Origin of the sequence: Streptomyces phaeolivaceus (assembly GCF_009184865.1) — a bacterium.
In the GTDB taxonomy this organism is placed as follows: domain Bacteria; phylum Actinomycetota; class Actinomycetes; order Streptomycetales; family Streptomycetaceae; genus Streptomyces; species Streptomyces phaeolivaceus.
The window spans coordinates 2,914,228-2,935,446 of the sequence record NZ_CP045096.1 but is presented as its reverse complement, the minus strand read 5'-3'; the positions used below and the strand labels follow the sequence as shown (position 1 = coordinate 2,935,446).

General features: G+C 72.2%; 21 protein-coding genes. 12 read left to right on the top strand and 9 right to left on the bottom strand.

Going from position 1 to position 21,219, the window contains the following annotated elements:
* A complete protein-coding gene (locus F9278_RS13700) occupies positions 1-1,650 on the bottom strand; it encodes an ABC transporter substrate-binding protein (RefSeq protein ID WP_152168583.1) in 1,650 nt (549 codons plus the stop codon).
* 57 nt (positions 1,651-1,707) lie between these two features.
* On the bottom strand, positions 1,708-1,929 hold the full coding sequence (locus tag F9278_RS13695; RefSeq protein ID WP_152168582.1) for an Arc family DNA-binding protein: 222 nt from the start codon (positions 1,927-1,929) through the stop codon (positions 1,708-1,710).
* On the opposite strand from F9278_RS13695, the gene F9278_RS13690 reads away from it, so the two are divergent.
* From F9278_RS13690 to F9278_RS13680, 3 genes are all read left to right on the top strand, one after another.
* A complete protein-coding gene (locus F9278_RS13690) occupies positions 1,928-3,154 on the top strand; it encodes an RNA-guided endonuclease InsQ/TnpB family protein (protein ID WP_152168581.1) in 1,227 nt (408 codons plus the stop codon). The two genes, F9278_RS13695 and F9278_RS13690, sit on opposite strands and share 2 nt — an antisense overlap.
* Positions 3,155-3,532: 378 nt before the next feature.
* Positions 3,533-4,273, top strand: coding sequence for a FadR/GntR family transcriptional regulator (locus F9278_RS13685; protein ID WP_193241989.1), 741 nt, complete (start codon positions 3,533-3,535; stop codon positions 4,271-4,273).
* A 3-nt stretch (positions 4,274-4,276) separates the two neighbouring features.
* Positions 4,277-4,720: a protein-tyrosine phosphatase family protein gene (locus F9278_RS13680; protein WP_152168580.1), complete on the top strand. Its 444-nt coding sequence runs from the start codon at positions 4,277-4,279 to the stop codon at positions 4,718-4,720.
* A gap of 23 nt (positions 4,721-4,743) precedes the next feature.
* Here F9278_RS13680 and F9278_RS13675 read toward each other — a convergent pair whose 3' ends face one another.
* Positions 4,744-5,310, bottom strand: coding sequence for a class I SAM-dependent methyltransferase (locus tag F9278_RS13675; protein ID WP_226966731.1), 567 nt, complete (start codon positions 5,308-5,310; stop codon positions 4,744-4,746).
* 61 nt (positions 5,311-5,371) lie between these two features.
* On the opposite strand from F9278_RS13675, the gene F9278_RS13670 reads away from it, so the two are divergent.
* Both F9278_RS13670 and F9278_RS46140 read left to right on the top strand, forming a co-directional pair.
* Positions 5,372-6,226 carry an AraC family transcriptional regulator gene (locus F9278_RS13670; RefSeq protein WP_319023106.1) on the top strand — a complete coding sequence of 285 codons (855 nt, stop codon included), beginning with the start codon at positions 5,372-5,374 and terminating at the stop codon, positions 6,224-6,226.
* A 93-nt stretch (positions 6,227-6,319) separates the two neighbouring features.
* Positions 6,320-7,192 (top strand): hypothetical protein, encoded by an 873-nt coding sequence (locus tag F9278_RS46140; protein ID WP_193241465.1) that lies wholly within the window; start codon positions 6,320-6,322, stop codon positions 7,190-7,192.
* A 169-nt stretch (positions 7,193-7,361) separates the two neighbouring features.
* Here F9278_RS46140 and F9278_RS13660 read toward each other — a convergent pair whose 3' ends face one another.
* Positions 7,362-8,018, bottom strand: a complete 657-nt coding sequence (locus F9278_RS13660; RefSeq protein ID WP_152168578.1) for a M15 family metallopeptidase — start codon at positions 8,016-8,018, stop codon at positions 7,362-7,364.
* 474 nt (positions 8,019-8,492) lie between these two features.
* On the opposite strand from F9278_RS13660, the gene F9278_RS13655 reads away from it, so the two are divergent.
* Positions 8,493-9,344 (top strand): type II toxin-antitoxin system PemK/MazF family toxin, encoded by an 852-nt coding sequence (locus F9278_RS13655; protein ID WP_152168577.1) that lies wholly within the window; start codon positions 8,493-8,495, stop codon positions 9,342-9,344.
* On the opposite strand, the gene F9278_RS13650 is transcribed toward F9278_RS13655, so the two are convergent.
* Together F9278_RS13650 and F9278_RS13645 are read right to left on the bottom strand one after the other, a co-directional pair.
* Positions 9,295-12,390 (bottom strand): AfsR/SARP family transcriptional regulator, encoded by a 3,096-nt coding sequence (locus F9278_RS13650; RefSeq protein WP_152168576.1) that lies wholly within the window; start codon positions 12,388-12,390, stop codon positions 9,295-9,297. The two genes, F9278_RS13655 and F9278_RS13650, sit on opposite strands and share 50 nt — an antisense overlap.
* Before the next feature lie 278 nt (positions 12,391-12,668).
* Positions 12,669-13,298: an HD domain-containing protein gene (locus F9278_RS13645; protein WP_152168575.1), complete on the bottom strand. Its 630-nt coding sequence runs from the start codon at positions 13,296-13,298 to the stop codon at positions 12,669-12,671.
* A 317-nt stretch (positions 13,299-13,615) separates the two neighbouring features.
* On the opposite strand from F9278_RS13645, the gene F9278_RS13640 reads away from it, so the two are divergent.
* From F9278_RS13640 to F9278_RS13615, 6 genes are all read left to right on the top strand, one after another.
* On the top strand, positions 13,616-13,846 hold the full coding sequence (locus tag F9278_RS13640) for a hypothetical protein (RefSeq protein WP_152168574.1): 231 nt from the start codon (positions 13,616-13,618) through the stop codon (positions 13,844-13,846).
* A 58-nt stretch (positions 13,847-13,904) separates the two neighbouring features.
* A complete protein-coding gene (locus F9278_RS48460) occupies positions 13,905-14,036 on the top strand; it encodes a hypothetical protein (RefSeq protein WP_319023156.1) in 132 nt (43 codons plus the stop codon).
* Complete coding sequence (gene recO, locus F9278_RS13635) at positions 14,033-14,782, top strand: DNA repair protein RecO (RefSeq protein ID WP_152168573.1); 750 nt, start codon at positions 14,033-14,035, stop codon at positions 14,780-14,782. Before F9278_RS48460 ends, recO begins: the two co-directional genes overlap by 4 nt.
* 54 nt (positions 14,783-14,836) lie before the next feature.
* Entirely contained in the window at positions 14,837-15,685 is an 849-nt protein-coding gene (locus F9278_RS13630) for an isoprenyl transferase (protein WP_152168572.1), read from the top strand.
* Between the two features lie 616 nt (positions 15,686-16,301).
* Entirely contained in the window at positions 16,302-17,681 is a 1,380-nt protein-coding gene (locus tag F9278_RS13620) for a histidine-type phosphatase (RefSeq protein ID WP_152168571.1), read from the top strand.
* A gap of 73 nt (positions 17,682-17,754) precedes the next feature.
* Positions 17,755-18,585 (top strand): glycosyltransferase family 2 protein, encoded by an 831-nt coding sequence (locus tag F9278_RS13615; RefSeq protein WP_226967288.1) that lies wholly within the window; start codon positions 17,755-17,757, stop codon positions 18,583-18,585.
* A 420-nt stretch (positions 18,586-19,005) separates the two neighbouring features.
* Here the strand turns inward: F9278_RS13615 and F9278_RS13610 are convergent, their stop codons facing one another.
* From F9278_RS13610 to F9278_RS13600, 3 genes are all read right to left on the bottom strand, one after another.
* Positions 19,006-19,413, bottom strand: a complete 408-nt coding sequence (locus tag F9278_RS13610; protein WP_152168569.1) for a Fur family transcriptional regulator — start codon at positions 19,411-19,413, stop codon at positions 19,006-19,008.
* Between the two features lie 71 nt (positions 19,414-19,484).
* On the bottom strand, positions 19,485-20,429 hold the full coding sequence (locus F9278_RS13605; RefSeq protein WP_152168568.1) for a metal ABC transporter permease: 945 nt from the start codon (positions 20,427-20,429) through the stop codon (positions 19,485-19,487).
* A gap of 20 nt (positions 20,430-20,449) precedes the next feature.
* Positions 20,450-21,217, bottom strand: coding sequence for a metal ABC transporter ATP-binding protein (locus F9278_RS13600; protein ID WP_152168567.1), 768 nt, complete (start codon positions 21,215-21,217; stop codon positions 20,450-20,452).
* Between the last annotated feature and the right edge of the window lie 2 nt (positions 21,218-21,219).

Genomic DNA, 21,219 nt, shown 5'->3' with positions numbered 1-21,219 from the left:
CTAGACCCACTCGGCCTGGAGAAGATTGATTCCGGGATAGGGCTGTGCCCTTATCCCGGAGAGCCGCTTCGGATTCCACGCCGTCATCAGCTCGTTGTGCACCACCGGATAGAGCACGGCCTGTTCGGCGACGATGTCGATGTACTCCTGGACCATCGTCTTCTTCTTCTCGGCGTCCGGTTCCTGCGTGGCCCGGTCCATGTCCTTGAAGAGCGCCTTCGCCACGGAATCGTCGGCCCAGCGCGCGTACCGCATCCACAGGTTCTGCGGCCCGTAGTTGTAATGCATGATCAGATCGGCGTCGAGCCCGAACTGATTGGGGTTCGAGGCGGCGGCGACCACCTGGTAGTCCTGCTTCTGGTCCATCTTCGTGAAGACGGCCGTGGTCTCCTGCGGGGAGAGCGTCGTCTCGACGCCGATCGCGTCCCAGGACGCCTTGATCGTCGGCAGACAGTCGACGATCCAGCTGACGTTCACCGCCAGGATCTCGATGCTCAGCTTCCTCACCCCGGCGTCCGCCAGCAGCGCCTTCGCCCTGTCGGGGTCGTACGCGTACACGCTCTTCGCGGGCCGATAGCTCGGATTCTGCTCGTTCAGGAAGGAACTCGCCGGTTTTCCGTGCCCCTTCAGCGCGACCTCGATCATCTTGTCCCGGTCGATCGCGATATGCAGCGCCTGCCGGACCCGGACGTCGTCGAAGGGCTTGCGCTCGGTGTTGAACATCAGGAACAGGTTGTTCATCCCGGAGCCGCCCTGGACGGACATTCCGCCGTTCTCCAGCTGCCCGATATTGGCGTACGGGATGTTGTCGGCGATCTGCGCGCCGGCGCTCGCTCCGGAGATCTTCGCGACGCGCGGGGCCGCGTCCACGATGGTCAGCCAGTTCATCTTCCTGAACGCGGCCGGGCGGGGGCCGTTGTAGTCGGCGTACGCCTCGAACGTCGTGTTGGACTTCGGGTGGTGCGCGGTCTGCCGGTACGGCCCCGAACCGATCGCCTTGCCCTTGATGGCGTCCTCCCAGGCACCGGGCCGGGAGTAGACGTGCTTCGGCATGATCTTCGCCAGCGTCAGCCGGGAGATGCCGTCCGGGAACGGGAACTTGAGCACCAGCTCGACGTTCCGCGCGTCGATCTTCTTGACCTCCTTCAGCCAGCTCGCGAAGAAGCCCTTGGCGAGGGTCTGGGTGTCGGGGTCGAGGATGCGCTCGTAGACGAAGACTACGTCGTCGGCGGTCACCGGCCTGCCGTCGTGGAAGGTGGCACCGGGCCGCAGCTCGAACTTCCAGGAGGTGCCGGAGGCGTCGCCCGGCACGGCCGTCGCGAGCGCCGCGTACGGCTCGCGCGAGATGGGGTCCGTGTCGAGGAGGCCCTCGTAGATGTGGTTGTTGGCGGCCATACAGAAGGCGGACGCCGTCTGGGTCGGGTCCCAGCTGCCGTCGTTGCCGTAGCCGATGACGGCCGTCAGGGTGCTGTTCTTCCCGCCGCCCGAGCCACCGGTGTCGTTGGTGGACTCCGGTCCGGCCGAACACGCGGCCAGCGACGAGGAGACGGCGGCGGCGGCGCCCAGCGCGCCGGAGTACTTCAGGAGTGACCGGCGGGTCGGCGCCGGGGCGTCACGGATCACCGGGCTCCTCCGAACGTGCCGAGGCATGCAGGCCGGGGAGGAATCGGCGTCCTGCGGAACAGGGCAAGGAAAGAGCGATCGCCCTCAGGGCGATTGGTCGTCCGCCACGGCGGCGTCGCGCTCGCCCTCCAGGCGGTAGACGATCTCGGAGTTGAGGGACCTGCGGGCGGACCCGGCCTGAGCGACCAGCCACTCGTGCAGGTCGGCGGGCATACGGAGGGTGATGCGCTTGTCTTCATCCATGACTCCAGAGTAGTGGCTTGATGGCTCTCCGTAAGTGGTGCGGTGACACCATGACGACACCATGACGACACCATCGAAGACGGCGGAGGGGACGGGGTGCGCCCGGTACGCCTACCGGCTTCGCGTGTCGCCGACCGCACACACGGCCCTGCTCGCCGAGTGGGACCGCTGCCGGTGGATCTGGAATGAGGCCGTGGCCACGTCCCGCGCCGTGCACGCCCACAACAAGACTCACCCCGACGCCAAACTGACGTGCGGCCCCGCGCGGCTCGACGAGATGCTCACCCAAGCCCGCGCCCGTATGCCGTGGCTGCGTGAAGGCGCTTCGGTGCCGCAGCAGCAGATCATCCGCGACTTCGCCAAGGCCCGGTCCAAGGCCCTGAAGGACATCGACAAGCGGCTGCCGATGCCCCAGCGCGCGGGCATGCCCCGGCCCAAGAAGAAGCGTGAGGCGCTGCCCACGCTGAACTACACGCAGCGCGGGTTCCGTCTGGAGGACGGCCGTCTCCATCTCGCAGGTGGCATCAGCCTGACGGTGGTGTGGTCCCGTGAACTCCCGGCCGCGCCATCCGGCGTGCGCGTGTACCGGGACGCGGTCGGGCACTGGCACGCCTCGTTCGTCGTTGCTGCCGGGGCTGAGCCGCTCCCGGCCTCGGGCCGTGTGCTCGGCGTGGACTGGGGCGTCAAGGAGACCGCCACCACCACATCCGACGCCCACGACCTTCCCCACCCGCGGCACGGGCGGAAGGTACAGGCGAAGCTGACCCGGTACGACCGGATGATGGCCCGCCGCAAGCCGAAGAAGGGGCAGGCCGCCTCGAAGGGCTACCGCGAGGCGAAACAGTGGCGTGCCAACGCCTGCGCGAAGATCGCCCGGCAGCGGCAGGACACCGGCCGCAAGTGGGCCAAGAAGGTCGTCCGCGACCATGACGCCATCGCTGTCGAGGACTTCCGGCCGAAGTTCCTCGCCAAGACCACCATGGCCCGCAAAGCCGCTGACGCGGCCATCGGCGCCGTCAAGACGGCCCTGATCGAGATGGGCCGCAAGCACGGGCGGGACATCCGCCTCGTGCATCCCGCGCACACCACCATGGACTGCGCGTCGTGCGGAGCGAGAACCAAGCACGCGCTTCCGCTGTCGGAACGTACCTACACCCGCACCGCGTGCGGAGTCGTCTCCCCTCGGGACAAGAACTCCGCGCGCGTGACGCTGGTCCGGGCTGGTCTCAACCCGGCTGGTGTCGAGGGCGTAAGGCCTCCGGGAGCGCTGCTCCCGGAGGCAGCCTGAGCCAGGAATCCCCTCCCCGCGGGGAGAGGAGGATGTCAAGTCGCGCACGGTTCCTCCAAAAAGAGAGGGAGGGAGATACGACGTCCTACGTCCTGTAGGGGCAGCGTGACCCTAAAAGCACCGTTGAGGGTGGTCAAGTGATCGCACACGAATGGCGTACCTGCCAAAGGTTCGACCAATGGCGGATCGACGGCGGATCATCGGCGGATCATCGGCGGATCATTGTCGATCGGAAGTCCGGTGTGAAATAACGACGGTTGAGGGTCCGTTGGGCGAGAGTTTCCCGGTTTCGCCACAGGGCGTTAACCTGGCGTTCCCTTGTTCAGTTCACGTGGTTTCCGTCCGGAGGTGGGACGTCGGATGTCCGGCGAGCGTACGATGCGGCGCATGTCTCAGGAGAGCGGGAGCCGGCGCCGGCCCGAGCGGCGGGTGAGCAGCCAGATCCAGCACGAGGTCATGCAGCTCATCCTCGACCGCAAGCTCCAGGCGGGCGCCCCCCTCCCCACCGAGACGGAGCTGATGGAGGACCTCGGCGTCAGCCGCAACTCCGTCCGCGAGGCCCTGAAAGCCCTGCAAGCCCTCGACATAGTCGATATCCGGCACGGCTACGGCACCTATGTCGGCGAGGCCTCCCTCACCCCCCTCGTCGACGGTCTCACCTTCCGCACCCTCGCCCGGCCCGACGGCGACACCGCCGCGCTCGCCGAGATCCTCCAGATCCGCGAGGTCCTGGAGGACGGCCTCGTACGCCGGGTCGCGGCCACCCTCGCGGACGAGGAGCTGGACGGTCTCGCGGCCGTCGTCGACCGGATGGAGGCGGCCCAGAAGGCGGGCGAACCCGTCGCCGAACTCGACCGCGACTTCCACGAACTCCTCTACGCCTCCCTCGGCAACGACCTCATCCCCCAGCTCCTCGGCGCCTTCTGGACCGTCTTCCTGCGTGTCGCCGGCGCCCGCGGCTGGACCGACGACCCCACCCCCGAGCTGACCATCCGCCGCCACCGCGACATCGTGGCCGCCCTGCGCGCCCACGACGTCGTGGGCGCCCAGCGGGCGATGTCCGACCACTTCCGGGGCATCGAGACGAGGGCCGCGCAGGCGTCACGGGGGGTGGGCTGACCCATGGGGGAGACACCCACCGATCCCTGGAATCCGTCCGATCCGGGTGTGCTGCGGCTGCCCTCCGGACGGCTGGTGCGCGGCCGTGGGCTGCGCCGGCCGCTCCCGGAGGGAACAGTCCCCACCTACGCCGTGTACTGCCTCGGCAAGCAGCCGCCCGAAGTGCCCTGGTCCTCCCGTTGGTTGCGCTGGCCCGACTTCCGGCTGCCCGGCGACCGTGCCGAGGCCGCCGAGGTGCTGCGGGACGCCTGGCGGCGGGCGGCCACCGACCGCGTCGAACTCGCCTGCGGCGGCGGCCGGGGCCGCACCGGCACCGCGCTGGCCTGCCTGGCGGTGCTGGACGGCGTACCCCCGGAGGAGGCCGTGGCGTACGTCCGCCGCCACTACGACCGGCACGCGGTGGAGACGCCCTGGCAGCGGCGGTACGTACGCCGCTTCGGGGCCTGACCGGCGGGGTCCCGGCCCGTGGGCTACGGCCGGCGCGCGCGGAAGCGGAGGCTGCCGCCCTGCTCGTGCACGCCCACGGCGACGTCCGTGAAACCCGCGCGCGTCAGCCGGGCGGGCAGCGTCGCCGGGTCGACGACGTTCATGGTGTCCCGGAAGTGGATCAGCCGGAAACGGAGGCCCGGCAGGCTGTCGCTGCCCGCGAAGGTGCCGCCGGGGCGCAGCACCCGGAACGCCTCCGCGAAGATCCGGTCCTGCTGCTCGGCGGTCGGCACATGGTGGAGCATCGTGAAGCAGACGACCGAGTCGAACGACGCGTCCGGCAGCGGCGTCGCCGCCCCGTCCGCGTGCACGATCCGGGCACGCTCGCCCCACGCGACGTCCAGCAGCCGGGCGGTCGCGGCGTCGACCTCCACGGCGGTCAGGTGCGGCACCTGTTCGACGAGGACCCGCAGATTGGCGCCGTACCCGGGCCCGATCTCCAGCACGTCCGTCCCCAGGTCTACCCCGTCGAGGGCCCAGGGCAGCAGCAGTTCCCGGGTCTTGAGCGCCCACTTCTCGGAGCCGCAGATCCTTCGGTGTATCTGATTCATCGGCATACCGCCGACGCTAGGCCCGCCCCCGGCTGTCCACCACGGGCTAGGCTGCCGTCCCATGTCGCCAGACGGACAGCACGGTACGGGGACGGGCGAGCACCGGGGCGCGGGCGGCGAGGTGTGGTGGGACACCGGGCCGGTCGTCGAACGCACCCCGCCCGCCATGCTGCGGGGCCCGCACCCCACCGCGATCTTCATCGGGCACTTCGCGATGCCGCGCGGCACCGCCTTCACCCGGCACTGGCACGCGGTCCACCAACTCGCCTGGTCGGCCAAGGGGTTGCTGCGGGTCACCACCCGGCGGGGCTCCTGGCTGCTGCCGCCCACCCTCGCCCTGTGGATCCCCGCCCGCGTCCCGCACACCACCGAGTCGGTCGGCGACACGGTGATGCGCAGCCCGTACGTGGACCCCGTGAGCTGCCCCGGCATCGACTGGCGGGAGCCGACGGTGGTGGAGGCGGGCCCGTTGCCGCGGGCGCTCATCGAACACCTCCTGCGCACCGACCTGACCGCCGAGGCCCGCGCCCGCGCCGAGGCCGTCCTCCTCGACGTCCTGCGGCCCGTCCCCGTGACCAGCGTCACCGCCCCCGAGCCCCGCGACCCCAGGGCCCGCGCGGTGGCCCACGCCCTCACCGCGCACCCCGCCGACGCCCGGCCGCTCGCCGCCTGGGGCACCGAGGTCGGCGCGAGCGCCCGCACCCTGGCCCGGCTCTTCGTCGCCGAGACCGGCCTCGCCTTCGGCCAGTGGCGCGAACAGGCCCGGATGCGCGCCGCGATGCCGCTGCTCGCCGAGGGCCTCCCCCTCGACTCCGTCGCCCACCGCGTCGGCTACGCCTCCGCCAGCTCCTTCGTCGCCGCGTTCCACCGCGTCGTGGGCGTGACACCACGCCAGTACTTCCCCGTACACGGCTGAGCGGCGTGCGCGGTTGAGCGATGGCCGTCTTCTCCGGCGGGCGCCCCGAAAACCGGGAGACCCGGACGCGTCTCCCGTGTCACCCTGACCGCCGTGACTCTCCCGGACACCACCCCGTACGACGCCGACCGTGCCGCCTTCTCCCGTGAGGCATTGGCACGGCTGGTGCTCTCCTCCGCCGCGACCGGTGTCGCGGACGCGGCGATGGGGCTGGTGGTCAGCCGCAACGACGGGGACACCGGCCACGGCGGACGGGCCAGTCAGGCGGCGCGGTTGGTGCGGGACGCGGAGTGCGCGCTGACCCGGGCGGTGGTGTACGAGCGGGAGCGCGGCGCCACCTGGGAGTCGATCGCGCACTATCTGGAGATCGACCCGACGGCGGCCGAGGCCCGTTTCGGGCCCGCGCTCGCCGACTGGCACGAGGCGTTCGCCGTGCCGTACCGCCTCGACGCGACCGGCCGCAAACGCGTCCCCCGACTCCCCACCGCGGCCTACGACCCCGCCCACGCCGTCCGCCGACTCGACCTCTGGGCCTACCTGTACGTCGTCACACAGGACCGGCACGCGGTGAGCGGGGGACTGCCGGGGTACGTCCTCGCGGACGACACCGACCCCTGGCCGGCTTCCCACCGCCCCGACGAGATCGGCGGCCGGGTCGGGGCCGACGGCGTGAGCCCGTTCCTGGAACAGCTCGCGTACTACGTCGGCCGCGGCCACCACCCCGTCGAGGGCCTCGACGCGGACACGCTCGCCGCGGCCCTCGAAGCGACGGACGACACGAGCGACCCGGATTCGGCCGCCTGGCACACCCGCGTCTTCGAAGGCCCCTCCCACACCGTCCGCGTCCGCCTGGCGCGTTCGGTGCGCGCCGACGAGGTCGCCGTCGTCGTCACGGGCGCCGACTCCCCCGAACTGCGGCTGCGCCTGGACACCCTCCTGGACGTGTTCGCGCCCCTCACCGGCTGACCGGCCGCCCCGCCGTCCCTGCCCGTCCCATCCACAGGGTGCTGCCCCTTGACCCCCGCTACGGGGTTGCCGCCGAGGCGGCACGGAGGACGGGGTGCAGCCCTCGGGGATGGGACGGGTAGGCACGGCGGGGGCACGGGGCCACGGGGCCACGGGTGCCGGAGACGGGCTAGGGGCCGGTCCCGGCGGGTCCGTACAGCGCGTGCGGCGCGCCCGTCATCAGCGCCCAGTACCGGTCCCCGTACGACCAGTGCCACCACTCGGTGGGGTAGTTGACCAGCCCGGCCGTGGTGAGCGCCGCGCTGAGCGTGCGGCGGTTGCGGCGGGCGGTCTCGGAGATGTTCGGCGCGTCGGTGTAGCAGGCGTCGTCGCTCTCCTCGGGGCTGGCGTCGAGACGCGTGCCCATGTCGAGTTCCTCCCCGGCGGCGGTGCACAGGGTGAGGTCGACCGCGGCGCCGGCGACATGCGGCCCGATCTCCGGCGGCGAGAGGGAACGGCTGGTCTGGACGTGGAGATACTCCGCCGACCAGTCCGGGTTGGCCTCGCGCAGTTCGGCGGCGTACCGCTCGAAGTACTCGATCTGCAGGGAGAGCGGCCGGTACCCCTCGGTGACCAGCAGCCGCAGCCCGTCGGGGAGCAGCCGGGCGGCGCGGGCCAGACGCCAGGCGACGCCCTCGCGGAGGTGCGCGTACGACCCCTCGGGGTCCGCCTGACGGGAGTCGACCACCACGAAGGGCAGTTCCCTCAGATCGACGAGGGGTTCACCGCACTCCTGGACCGGGACACCGGCGACCTCGGGGTCGCTCATGAGGATGATCGAAGGCATGCGTCGTCTTCCACCGGGCGAGAGGTGTGAGGCGTCGGGGTGCGTGGCAGCACCCCGGGGAGGGACCTGATCCCCTGATGTCCCTCCCCGGGGGCTTCCCCCCTTGAGTGGTGGTTCGTGGCCGGGCTCCGGGCGTCCCCCCAGCCCGTCCTGGTGCTGCGATTCCACTGTTGTCACGTTCCCACCGGTCCGTCCCCTGTGCGCTCCGGTGGGCCGACCGGCCGGGCGGTGGTCGCCCGGCCGATCCGTTGTTCCCCCGAGAACAACGAGAATGCCGGACTCCGCTGGAAGTTCTCTGCAAGTCCGCCGCAAGCGGGTTTCGGCCGCACCGGGGGTCCGGAACACGCCCACACCACCCGCGTTACGTAACCGCGTACGCAATTCCACGGATCCCGGGCCGGGCCGGGCACCCGGATGCTGATCTTCCGCAGAGGCAAGTCCGCAGAGGCAAGTCCGCAGGGGAAAGAGGGACCGGTGGCCCGTCGCACCGACAGCTCGTGTCTGGGCAAGGCCGTCAAGGGCTATCTGCTGCTCACCGCCTGGCTGACGGCCGGTTACGCGCTGGCGCTGCCGATCGCCCTGGCCGACCTGCCGGCCGGCCGCTACACGCTGCCGGAGCAGCCGACGGCCGGGCAGGCGGCGGCCGTGTACGGCGCCCCCTTCGCCGTCGCGCTGGGCGTCGCCGCGTTCACCCGATGGTCCCGGCGCGGCCCCTGGTGGGCCTACGCCGGCCACGCGGCGGTGCTGCTCGTGGCCTCCCAGGCGGCCGTGGTCTGGGCCGAGGCCCGGTTCGACCTGTCGCAGGGGGACACCCCGGGGCTGATCCAGAGCGGGGCGGCGGCGCTCACCGCGTACCTCTCCCACCGGGCGGTGCGCTGGTGGGACGACGGCGGCTTCCACCACGGCCGGCGCCGGCCCGCGCCCGGCGAGATCTGGCACGCGTACGTTCCGTACCGGGACACCGAGGGCGGCAAGGAACGGTACTGCGTGGTGATGCGGCCCCGGCTCCGCCATGTCGAGGTCCTCCAGATCACCAGCCAGGACAAGGACCGTCGCGCCGATCACATCCGGATCCCCAACGCGGGCTGGGACCACTCCTCCGGCAAGGACCACTGGGTCGAGATCGGCCTGCCGCCCCGGGTCGTCCGCTACGACTGGTTCACCGAGGCCGGGCCCAAGGGCGACTGCCCGAAGCAGACCTGGCGACAGCTCCGGGCCCGGCAGCCGGCCACCGGCCCGGTCTCCGCGCTCCGCTCCCGGATCAGCGGGAGCGGGATCACACCCACGGCCACGGCTCGTACCGTTCGCGGGCCTCGCAGGCGTTGAACACCGCCAGCGCCTCGGCCCGCAGCGCCTCCGCGCCCGTCCGGTCGCCGAGCGCGGCCCGGACGACGGAGAGATCGCGCAGGGCGCGGGCCCGGGGCAGCGGCAGCGCGAGTACGGCCCAGAGCGCGGCGGAGGCGGTCAGCAGCCCCTCCGCGTCCGGCAGCCGCCCCTCGGCGAGCGCGCACTCGCCGAGCGTGCGCAGCGTCAGCGCCTCGCCGAAGCGGTCCTCGTGGACCCGGCAGACCTCCAGGATCTCGTGCAGCTCGGCCTCCGCCTCCCACAGGTGCCCGAGCCGCATCCGGGCCTTGGCGCGGGCCCGCAGGGCGTACGCCGCCATGTGCGGGTCGCCGAGCGCCCGCAGGATCCCCAGCGCCTGTTCGGCCACCCGCGCGGCCTCCTCGTACGCGCCGAGCGAGCGGTGCACCAGGCTGAGCGTGCGCAGCGCCAGCGCCTCGCCGCGCCGGCTGCCGAGCCGCCGATAGGCCCGCAGCGACTCGTCGAGGAGGGGGAACGCCCCTTCCTGGTCGCCGAGTTCGAGGCGTACGGAACCGCCGTACCGGCAGGCCACGCCGACACCGGTGTCGTCGCCGACCCGGCGGAAGCCGTCGGCGGCGTCGGTCAGGGCGCGTTCCGCGTCCCGGAGTTCACCGACCTCGCGGCAGGCGCTGCCGAGGCCGGCGAGGGCGGCGGAACGGCCGCGTACGTCGCCGAGTTCGGTGCAGATGCGCTCGGCGGTGCGGAAGTACTCCTGGGACTCGGCGATGCGGTCCTGTTCGTAGCGGAGCTGGCCGAGGCCGATGATCAGCAGGGCCTCGCCCGAGCGGTCCTCCGCGCGGCGCGCCGCGGCGAGGGCGGCGTCGTGACTGCGCCACCAGGCGTCGAAGCGGTTCTTGATGGCGAAGGAGGAGGAGCAGAGCGCGGCGGCGGCTTCGCAGGCGAGGGTGTGCAGGCCCATCGCCGCGGCGCGCTCGACCGCGTTGGTGAGGGTGTCCGCCTCCGCGTCGAACCAGGCGAAGGGGTCTTCGAGGGCGCGGCGGGTCGTCTGGGCGCCTACCGGGGTGGGGGGTTCTGTTGTTTCGCGGCTTTCGGTTGTCCTTGGTTGCTCGCGCGGTTCCCCGCGCCCCTGCAGGGGCGCTCGTGTGAGCCTCTGTCGCAAAGTGACCGCGCCCGACGGGGACTTCTCCGTCACTCTGTCCATCAGCCACAGGCCCGCCGAGAGCGCTCTGCCGACCGCTGCCGTGCGGTCGTCCACCGGGTCCTCGGCCTCGGCGCGTTCGGTGGCGTAGACGCGGACCAGGTCGTGCAGGCGGTAGCGGGGCTGGCCGACCTGGTCGGTGCCGGGGCAGTTGATGAGCTGGGCGTCCAGGAGGCGTTCGAGGATCTCCTCGGCCTCGTCCTCGGAGGTGCCGGAGAGCGCGGCGACCGTCCACAGGGCGACATCGGCCGAGCCGAGGCCGGCGATACGGCGCAGCACGCGGCGGGCGCGGCCGTCCAGGGCCTGGTAGCTGAGGCCGAGGCCGGCCCGGACCTCCAGATCGCCCACGGACAGCTCGTCGAGGCGGCGGTGCTCGTCGGCGAGGCGCTCGGCGAGCACGCTGGGCGTCCAGTGGCGGCGGGTGGCGAGCCGGGCGCCCGCGATCCGCAGGGCCAGCGGCAGACCGCCGCACAGCTCCACGATCCGGCGGGCGGCGGCCTGTTCACGCGGGTCGTCCGGGGTGCGGTCCGGGCCGGTGACCCGGGTGAGCAGTTCCAGGCCCCGGGCGTCGTCCAGGACGTCCAGATCGGTGCGGCGGGCCCCGACGAGCCCGCCGAGCCTGGCCCGTGAGGTCACCAGGACCCCGCAGGAGGCGCTGCCCGGCAGCAGCGGCCGTACCTGGGCCTCGCCGTTGGCGTCGTCCAGGACCAGCAGGATCCGCCGCCCGGCGACCAGACTGCGGAACAGGTCGCCGCGCTCGGCCGTGTCCTCCGGCGGGTCGGCGCCGAGCGCCCGCAGCAGCCGGCCCAGGACCTCGGCGGGCGGCACGGGCTCGCTGAAGCCGTGCAGTTCGGCGTAGAGCTGACCGTCGGGATAGTCCCCGGCGACCCGGTGCGCGGCCTGCACGGCGAGCGCGGACTTGCCCACCCCGGCGGCCCCCGAGACCACGACCACGGGCATCGCCTCCCGCTCGCCGGTCAACCCCTCGACCACCCGCGCGAGTTCCTTCTCCCGGCCGGTGAAGTCCGCGATGGCGGGCGGCAGGAGGGACACCGGCCGGGGCGCGGGAGAGGCCGGCGGGGGTGCTTCCGCGGTCGGGGCCAGTAGGGCCGGGTCGGCCCGCAGGATGGCCTCGTACAGCCGGTTCAGCTCCGGGCCGGGGTCGAGCCCCAGCTCCTCGGCGAGCACGGCCCGCCCCTCCGCGTAGACGGCCAGCGCGTCGGCCTGCCGGCCCAGCCGGTACAGGCCCAGCATCAGCTGGCCGCGTGGCCGCTCCCGGGCCGGATGGTCCTCGACCAGCGCGGTCAGCTCGGTGACCAGCTCCGCCTCGTGCCCGCCGGTCTCCAGTTCGGCGGCGATACGTTCCTCCAGGGCCGCCTGCCGGGCCTCCTCCAGCCGTCCGGCCTCACCCCGCAGCGCCTCCCCGACCCCGCCGAGCGCGGGCCCGCGCCACAGCTCCAGGGCCTCGCGCAGCAGCCGGGCGGCCTCCTCGTGGTCCCCTTCGGCGGCGGCCCGGCGCCCGTCCGCCGTGCGCGCCTCGAACCCCGCGAGGTCGACCCGTCCGACGCCGGGCCGCATCACATAGCCCGGCGGCCGGGTCTCGATCGCCTCCGCCGCGCCGGCGGGCAGGGCCCGCCGCAGCGCCGACACATACGTCTGCACCAGCGCCCGCGCGGTGTCCGGGGGTTCGTCGCCCCAGATCACGTCGACGAGGGCGTCCGCGGGCACCACCTGACCGGCCCGGAGCAGCAGTACGGCCAGCAGCGCCCGGGGTTTCGGCCCGCCCAGCCGCAGGGGTCTGTCACCGTGCCACGCCTCGACCGGGCCGAGCAGTCGGAATTCCAGCTCCACGGGTCCCCATCTTCCGTGCCGTCGGACCGCCGGGACAGCGGTTGCTCACGCAACGTTCGACGCTCATGCACGCCGAGTGGTTTCCCAGGACGCGTGATGCGCCAGTGAGTTGTCGGAAAACGGGGGAACCAAGGGGAATCTTAGGTGGACAACGCGGAGATTCCCCACGTGACTGAGGACCATCTGTGGCGATGCTGTGAGGGAGCCCGGGGTTCACGGGCCGTCCGGCCACCGGGTCGTCCGGCCACCGGGTCGTCCGGTCGGCGGGCCTGAGGACCCTAGGGCCGCCGGGTCCGCGGGTGGACGGGGTAGGTCGCCTGGAAGGCCAGTCGCCGGTCCGCGTCGGCGCCGAGCGCCTCCAGCAGGTCGTCGAGGGCGAGGAACTCCTCCCAGGCGGGCCTGCCGCTCACCTCGGTCAGCCGCCCGACGACGAGATCCTCCAGCTCCCGGACCCGCTTGTTCTTCCACACCTTGTCCGCGAGGGAAACCAGCAGATCCTCGATACCGATACCGATACCGATACCGATCCCCGGCTCCGCCCATGCCGCGTGCGTCCCCGCGAACCTCGCCCACTCCGGCCCGACCCCGTGCTCCAGCAGCAGCCGGCGCCCGGCCTCCTCGTGCGCGGAACCGGGGCCCGACAGCTCCCCGGGGTGCGTGATCTTCCCGATGTCGTGCGTGGCCGCCCCGAAGAGCACGCCCGCGCGGTCGAACGGCAGCCCCGGGTGCCGCCGCTCCATCCAGTCGGCCAGCTCGTACGCCACGTCGTGCACGAGCCGCAGATGCGCCGCGAGCCGGGGCGGGGCGCCGAGGCCGCGCAGCAGCGCGACGGCGCGCTCGGGCAGGGGGCGCAGGGGTGGGTCGGTGACGGCGGTCAGCGGGTCGGCCGGACGCGAGGGCGAATGCACAGGATTTGTATACAGGCTCGCAGGATCAACAGGATCAACAGGATCAATTGGCCGAGGCCCAACGCTTTTGTGCCGCCCCGAAGTTGTAAGGGACAGACTCCCGCCGAGTTTAGACACAGCAGGTCACCGGGGGGACGCGAAGAGTGAAATTCGATGGTGTGGGGGAGCACCGTGAAGGCAGTGGGGGGAAGGGCCCGGGGGACGACACTCGGCGGGCTCGTCGAAGAGGCGGAGGAATCGGTGGAGGAATTGCGGCGGACGGCCGGGAGGGCGGGAATTGTTCTGCCCGTACCGGCCATTTCGGCGGCGGCCCTGCGGTGAGCGGTAACGGGAAGAAGCCGGTGATCGGCACCTACGCGGTCGACATCCGCACCGGCAGGGTCGGCCGGGTCATGGGCCACGAGGGCCCGTACGTACAGCTGCGGCCGGTCGGCGGAGGCCGCGAGTGGGACTGCGCCCCCGAGGCCGTACGCGCCGCCACGACCATAGAACGGCTCCGCGCGGCCACCGCGTACGAGAACGCCCGCAGCCGGGGCGAGGTCCCTTGAAGAGGTGACCGCGGACCGAGGTCCCGCCGCGGCCCGACCGTAGGCGAGAATGGACGCCATGAGCCTGTTCCGCGACGACGGCGTGGTGCTGCGCACCCAGAGGCTGGGTGAGGCGGACCGGATCATGCTGTGGTCTCCCGGGGGCCGACCCCCGTACCCCCAGCAGGAGTCCCCCGGGGGCGCGCGATGAGTCTCTTCCGCGACGACGGCGTGGTGCTGCGCACCCAGAAGCTGGGTGAGGCGGACCGGATCATCACGCTGCTCACTCGTGGGCACGGGCGGGTGCGGGCGGTGGCGCGGGGGGTGCGGCGGACGAAGTCGAAGTTCGGGGCGCGGCTCGAACCCTTCTCGCATGTGGACGTGCAGTTCTTCGCCCGGGGCAGCGAGTTGATCGGCCGGGGGCTGCCGTTGTGCACCCAGAGCGAGACCATCGCTCCCTACGGCGGCGGCATCGTCAGCGACTACGCCCGCTACACCGCCGGCACGGCCATGCTGGAGACGGCCGAGCGGTTCACGGACCACGAGGGCGAGCCCGCCGTGCAGCAGTATCTGCTGCTCGTCGGCGGGCTGCGCACCCTCGCCAACGGGGAGCACGCCCCGCACCTCGTCCTCGACGCCTTCCTGCTGCGCTCCCTCGCCGTCAACGGCTACGCCCCCAGCTTCAGCGACTGCGCCAAGTGCGGCATGCCCGGCCCCAACCGGTTCTTCTCCGTCGCCGCCGGAGGCTCCGTCTGCGTGGACTGCCGGGTGCCCGGCAGCGTCGTACCCTCGCCGCAGACGCTGGAACTGCTCGCCGCGCTTCTTACGGGAGACTGGGAGACCGCGGACGCGAGCGAGCCGCGGCATGTGCGGGAGGGCAGCGGGCTGGTGTCCGCCTATCTGCACTGGCACCTGGAGCGCGGCCTGCGTTCCCTGCGCTACGTGGAAAAGTCGTAGACCGTACGTCGTAAGTCATCAGCGGTACAGCGGTACAGAGGAGACGAGAAGCACATGGTGGTACGCGGGTTCCTGGGGCGTCAGCGCCGCGAGTACGAGGCACCGACACCGCACCCGTCCGGCGCCCGCGCGCCCAAGCTCCCCGGCGAGCTGGTCCCCAAGCATGTGGCGATCGTCATGGACGGCAACGGCCGCTGGGCCAAGGAGCGCGGGCTGCCGCGCACCGAGGGCCACAAGGTCGGCGCCGAGCGCGTGCTCGACGTCCTCCAGGGGTCGATCGAGATCGGTGTGCGCAACATCTCCCTGTACGCCTTCTCCACCGAGAACTGGAAGCGCTCGCCCGACGAGGTCCGCTTCCTGATGAACTTCAACCGTGACTTCATCCGCAAGACCCGCGACCAGCTCGACGCACTGGGCATCCGGGTCCGCTGGGTGGGCCGGATGCCCAAGCTGTGGAAGTCGGTCGCCAAGGAACTCCAGGTCGCGCAGGAGCAGACCAAGGACAACAACCTGCTGACGCTGTACTTCTGCATGAACTACGGCGGCCGGGCCGAGATCGCCGACGCGGCGCAGGCGCTCGCCGAGGACATCCGCGCGGGGCGGCTGGACCCCTCCAAGGTCAATGAGAAGACCTTCGCGAAGTACCTCTACTACCCGGACATGCCGGACGTGGACCTGTTCCTGCGCCCCAGCGGCGAGCAGCGCACCTCCAACTACCTGCTCTGGCAGAGCGCCTACGCCGAGATGGTCTTCCAGGACGTGCTGTGGCCGGACTTCGACCGCCGTGATCTGTGGCGCGCCTGCGTGGAGTTCGCCTCCCGCGACCGCCGCTTCGGCGGCGCGATCCCGAACGAGGAACTGGTGGCGATGGAGAGCGCGATGGAAGGCCGGACGGAGGACTGACATTGGCGGAGGCCGGTGGGGGCGGTGGGGCCGGTGGGGCGGGCGGGGCCGCTGGAGCCGCAGGGGTCCCAGGGCCCGCAGGGGAGAACGTCGAGCTGGTGTACCGGGCGGTGGCCGGTGACTTCCGCGAGGCGGTCCGCGCGTCCGAGCGCGCCTCGGTAGCCGGCTGTTGAGGGCGGGGCCCGCTGTGGTTCTCCGCCGGAGCGGGCGTGCTCGCGACGGCCCTGGCCCTCGCCCTCGGCGGTACGCCCGACGCCCAGGCCCTCGTGACACCGGTCGCCGCGGTCGTCGGACTCGTCCTGCTGTCCCGCACCGTCCCGGACCCGTGGGGCGTGACCGTCCGGCACGACCACGGGACCGAGCGCCCGGCCCGCTGGTCCCAGGTGTCCCGGTACACGGAGACCCCGCACACCTTCGTCCTGCTGAGCGGAGCCCACGCGCCCCGGCTCCGGCCTCGGCGCTTGGCACACGCCTGTGAGGCGCTTGGGGCGAACCATACTTTTCAGTCATGGCGCGTTCATGTCGTCCGCGAAACATGGGGGAGATCCCCGGATCGCCCTTTCCCCCGGTTCTCCCCTGTTTTGCCTCTCCCCTGACATGACGGAACGGTCCCACCATGAGACGCACCACCGCCGCCGTGGCCCTCGGGCTCGGCGCCCTGCTGCTCGCCCCGCTGTCCGCGCAGGCCGCCCCCGGACACACCTCGGCCACCACCCTCTCCTACGGGACGAAGGCCACGTACGCGCCGCGGCAGAACGCCCGCTCGTACCAGAGCGCGCCCAAGGGCTTCGTCCCGGTGTTCACCGAGAACGTCTCCCGGCACGGCTCGCGCTCCGCCACCGACAGCTCGGACGGCGATCTGATCCTCGCCCTGTGGGACAAGGCCGAGAGCGAGGGGCAACTCACCTCGCGCGGGCGGAAGTTCGGCCCCGAGGTGCGGGCGCTCGAAGCGGCCATGGCCAAGGTCGGCTACGGCAACCTCAGCGGACGCGGCAAGCAGGAGATGCGCGACACGGCCACCCGGCTGGAGAAGCGGCTGCCGGGCCTGTTCCAGCGGATCGCCGAGAACCCCGGGAGCGCGGGGAAGATCGACGTGGTCAGCTCCGGCCAGGGCCGGGCCGTCGACAGCGGCAACACCTTCGCCGCCGCCCTCGGGGACGCCGCCCCGGCCGTCAAGCCGCTCATCGGGCCCACCCGCACCGACAAGGACCTGCTGTACTTCCACAAGTCCTCGGGCGGCGCCGCCTATCAGACCTGGCTGGCGAACGACCAGCGGCTCGCGGACACGCTGAAGGGCATCAAGGACCAGCCGGCCACCGCCCGCGCCGCCACGAGCGTCCTGAAGAAGATCTTCAAGCCGGCCTTCGTGAAGCGGATCGAGGCCGGTGAGTTCGCCTCGACCGGCAGCGCCGTCGACGCCGCCGAGGCCGTCTACAACCTTTACGCCATCGCTCCCGCGATGAGCGAGGAGAGCCCCGGCGGCAAGGGCTGGGGGATGAACCGGTACATCTCGCAAGCCGACGCCGCCTGGTTCGGCTACCTCGGGGACGTCGAGGACTTCTACGAGAAGGGCCCGAGCTTCGCCGACAGCGACATCACCTACAAGATGGCGAACGTCCTGCTCGACGACTTCTTCAAGCAGGTCGAGGCCAAGCGCGACGGCACGAGCAAGCTCGGCGCCGAACTGCGGTTCACCCACGCCGAGGAGATCATCCCGCTGGCCGCGCTGATGGGTCTGCCCGGCAGCACGAAGGGGGTCACCGAGGCCCGGCCGTACACCTACGGCGACAACGCCTGGCGCGGGGCGGACGTGGCGCCGCTGGGCGCGAACATCCAGTGGGACGTCTTCAGGAAGGGGTCCACGTATCTCGTGCGCATGTTCTACAACGAGAAGGAGACCGCCTTCAAGAGCGGTTGCCGGCCGGTGTCGAGGAACAGTTCCTTCTACGAACTGAACGAGCTGGAGCGCTGCTTCGGGCGGGACCACCGGGAATAGGCCGTGGGCGCCAGCACTTGAAGATCACGAGCAACTGTTCGATCTTCCACGGGGGTTCCGCTTGTTCGCGTTCGTGATTCCGGCACACGACGAAGAGGCCATGGTGGCCACGATCGTCGGTCAGGCCCTCGCCGCCGCACGGCCCGGCGACCGGGTGCTGGTCGTCGACAGCGGCTCGACCGACGACACGGCCCGGCGGGCCCGTGAGGCGGGCGCGGAGGTGATCGGCGGCCCGCTCGGCAAGGGCGCGGCCATGCGGCTGGCCGTGTCGGCGGTCGACAGCGAGTGGACGTGCTTCCTGGACGCGGACCTCGCCACCTCGGAGCGGAACGTGCCCGCGCTGCTGCGCGAGGCCGCGGCCGGCGGTACGGCGGACCATGTGGTCGGCGACTACGAGTACGACCACCCCGGCACCATCCTGGCGTCGACCTTCACCATCTACGAGCCGCTCACCGCCCGGTTCTTCCCGGAGGTCGGCCATCTCGGCGCCAACGCGCTCACCGGCTACCGTGCCGTCCGGACCCGGCTGCTGCGCGCCGCCCCGCTGCCGGCGGACTTCGGGGTGGAGGCCTTCCTCAACATCTCCATCGCCCTGGCCGGCGGGCGGGCGGAGGTCTGTCACCTCGGAGTCATCGGCAGCCGCTACCGCTTCCACGGTGGCTCGATGGCGACCCAGATAGGCACCAGGATCCTGGACATGGCCGAGGCCCACGGCCGCCTGGCCCCGGCCGACCGGCCGGACTGGGACCAGTGGCTCCACGCGGGCGTCGCCGCCCTCGCCCCGAACGCCGCCGACCAGGGCCGCTCGGCCCTCCTCTCCCGCCTCTTCACCACCGTCCGCCGCCCGATGCCCCCGACCGGGACACCGACGACGACGCACCTGACGAGCCACTCGGGCATCTGAGACGCGAGAGCGTACGGACGGGCGGCGAAGGGGGCGCCCGGCGGGCGCCTGAAGGCTGCCGCCGGGGGAGGGCGCTGCGGGACGGACGGGGCAGCGGGCGGGGGCAGGGGCAGATCCTGGCGTGGGCCGACCGAGCGCGCAGGCGCCGCCTGGAGCCTCGGGCCTTGCGCGGCGCCGCCGACGCGCGCCGGGCGCCGCCGGACTGGGAGCCCCGGCGGGGTCTGAACGGCGAGAGCCCGAGGGTGGGCGCCGGGCGCCTGAAGGCGGCATGCGCGGGCGGGCGCTGCGGAACGGCGGCCCGTGCCCGCAACGGCGAGGTGCCGCCGGAAACCCCGGGCCCGCGCGGCGGCGGCGACGCCCGCCGGACCTCGCGCGGCGGCATCGACGCCCACCCGGCCCAGCCCCGGGCCGGAACTCGGGTTACTTTGCCGCGCACTCCGCGCAGGTGCCGAAGATCTCCACCGTGTGGGCGACGTTCACGAAGCCGTGTTCGGCGGCGATCGCGTCGGCCCACTTCTCGACCGCCGGGCCCTCCACCTCGACGGCCTTGCCGCAGACCCGGCAGACCAGGTGGTGGTGGTGCTCGCCGGTCGAGCAGCGGCGGTAGACGGACTCGCCGTCGGAGGTGCGCAGGACATCGACCTCGCCCGCGTCGGCGAGGGACTGGAGCGTGCGGTAGACGGTGGTGAGCCCCACCGAGTCGCCCTTGTGCTTGAGCATGTCGTGGAGTTCCTGGGCGCTGCGGAACTCGTCGACCTCGTCGAGTGCCGCGGCCACGGCCGCCCGCTGCCGGGTGGAACGACCTCGTACGGGTCCGGCGGTCGTCACCGTTGCCTCCTCACGTAGCGGTCTTGCGGGGGCCATTGTGCCAGTCCGCACGGACCCCGGTCAGACGCCGGTCATCCCGTGGCCCCCTCGACGGGGCCCCGGGCGGTCGGAACCGTGTCCCTGGCCACCCCCGCCCCGGCCGCGTCCCGGGGCCCCGGGATCACACACTCCGCCGGGTCGCCGGCCGCCGCCTCCAGCGCCTTCGCCCGCCTCCTGGCCAGCGGGGCCGCCAACGCGGTCAGCGCCATGAACGCGGCGATGGCGAGCAGCACGATCGTCGCGCCGGGCGGCACGTCCTGGTAGTACGAGGTGACCGTGCCGCCGATGGTCACCGAGACCCCGATGGCGACCGCGACCGCGAAGGTCGCCGCGAAACTGCGGGTCAGCTGCTGCGCGGCGGCCACGGGGACGACCATCAGCGCGGACACCAGCAGCAGACCGACGACACGCATGGCGACCGTCACGGTCACCGCCGCCGTGACCGCCGTCAGCAGGTTCAGCGCGCGCACCGGCAGACCGGTGACCCGGGCGAACTCCTCGTCCTGACTGACCGCGAACAGCTGCCGCCGCAGCGCCAGCGTCATCACGATCACGAACGCGGCCAGCACACAGATCGCGGTGATGTCCTCCTGTGACACGGTCGACAGCGAACCGAAGAGGAACGACATCAGATTGGCGTTGGTGCCGCCGGGCGCGAGGTTGATGAGCATCACACCGCCCGCCATACCGCCGTAGAAGAGCATGGCGAGCGCGATGTCGCCGCGGGTCTTCCCGTACCAGCGGATCAGTTCCATGACCACCGCGCCGACCACGGACACCAGCGTCGCCATCCACACCGGTGACCAGGAGAGCATGAAGCCGAGGCCGACGCCGGTCATCGCGACATGGCCGATGCCGTCGCCCATGAGGGCCTGGCGGCGCTGGACGAGGTAGATGCCGATCGCGGGGGCGGTGACGCCGACGAGGACGGCGGCGAGCAGGGCCCGCTGCATGAAGGCGTAGTCGAGGAATTCCATGGTCGTATGCCTTCGTCTTCTCAGCTCAGCAGGCCCGTGCGGAGCGGCTCCGTGCCCGGTGCCGCGTGCGGGTGGACGTGGTCGTGGCCGGGCAGCGCGTGCTGGCCGACCGCCTTCGGGGGCGGGCCGTCGTGCGTCACACAGCCGTCGCGGAGGACCACCGCACGGTCGATCAGCGGCTCCAGCGGGCCCAGTTCGTGCAGGACCAGCAGCACGGTCGTACCGCGCTCGACCTGTCCCCGGAGCGTCTCGGCGAGCACCTCCTGGCTGGCCAGGTCGACGCCCGCCATCGGCTCGTCCATGATCAGCAGTTCGGGTTCGGAGGCGAGCGCGCGGGCGATCAGGACGCGCTGGTGCTGGCCGCCGGAGAGGGCGTTCACCGAGTCCTTGGCGCGGTCCGCCATGCCGACCAGCTCCAGGGCGTGCCGGATCGCCTCGTGGTCGGCCCCGCGCAGGATGCCGAGGCGGGTGCGGGAGAGCCGGCCCGAGGCCACGATCTCCGTCACCGTCGCCGGGACACCGCCCGCCGCCGTGGTGCGCTGCGGTACGTAGCCGAGGCGCCGCCAGTCGCGGAAGCGGCGCCGGGGGGTGCCGAACAGCTCGATCTCGCCCTCGCTGACCGGCACTTGACCGATCACGGTGCGTACGGCGGTGGACTTGCCGGAGCCGTTGGCGCCGAGCAGCGCGACGACCTCACCGCGGTTCACGGTGAGGTCGATGCCGCGCAGGACGGTGCGCGAGCCCAGTTCGGCGCGGACTCCGCGCAACGAGATGACGGGCTCGCTCATGC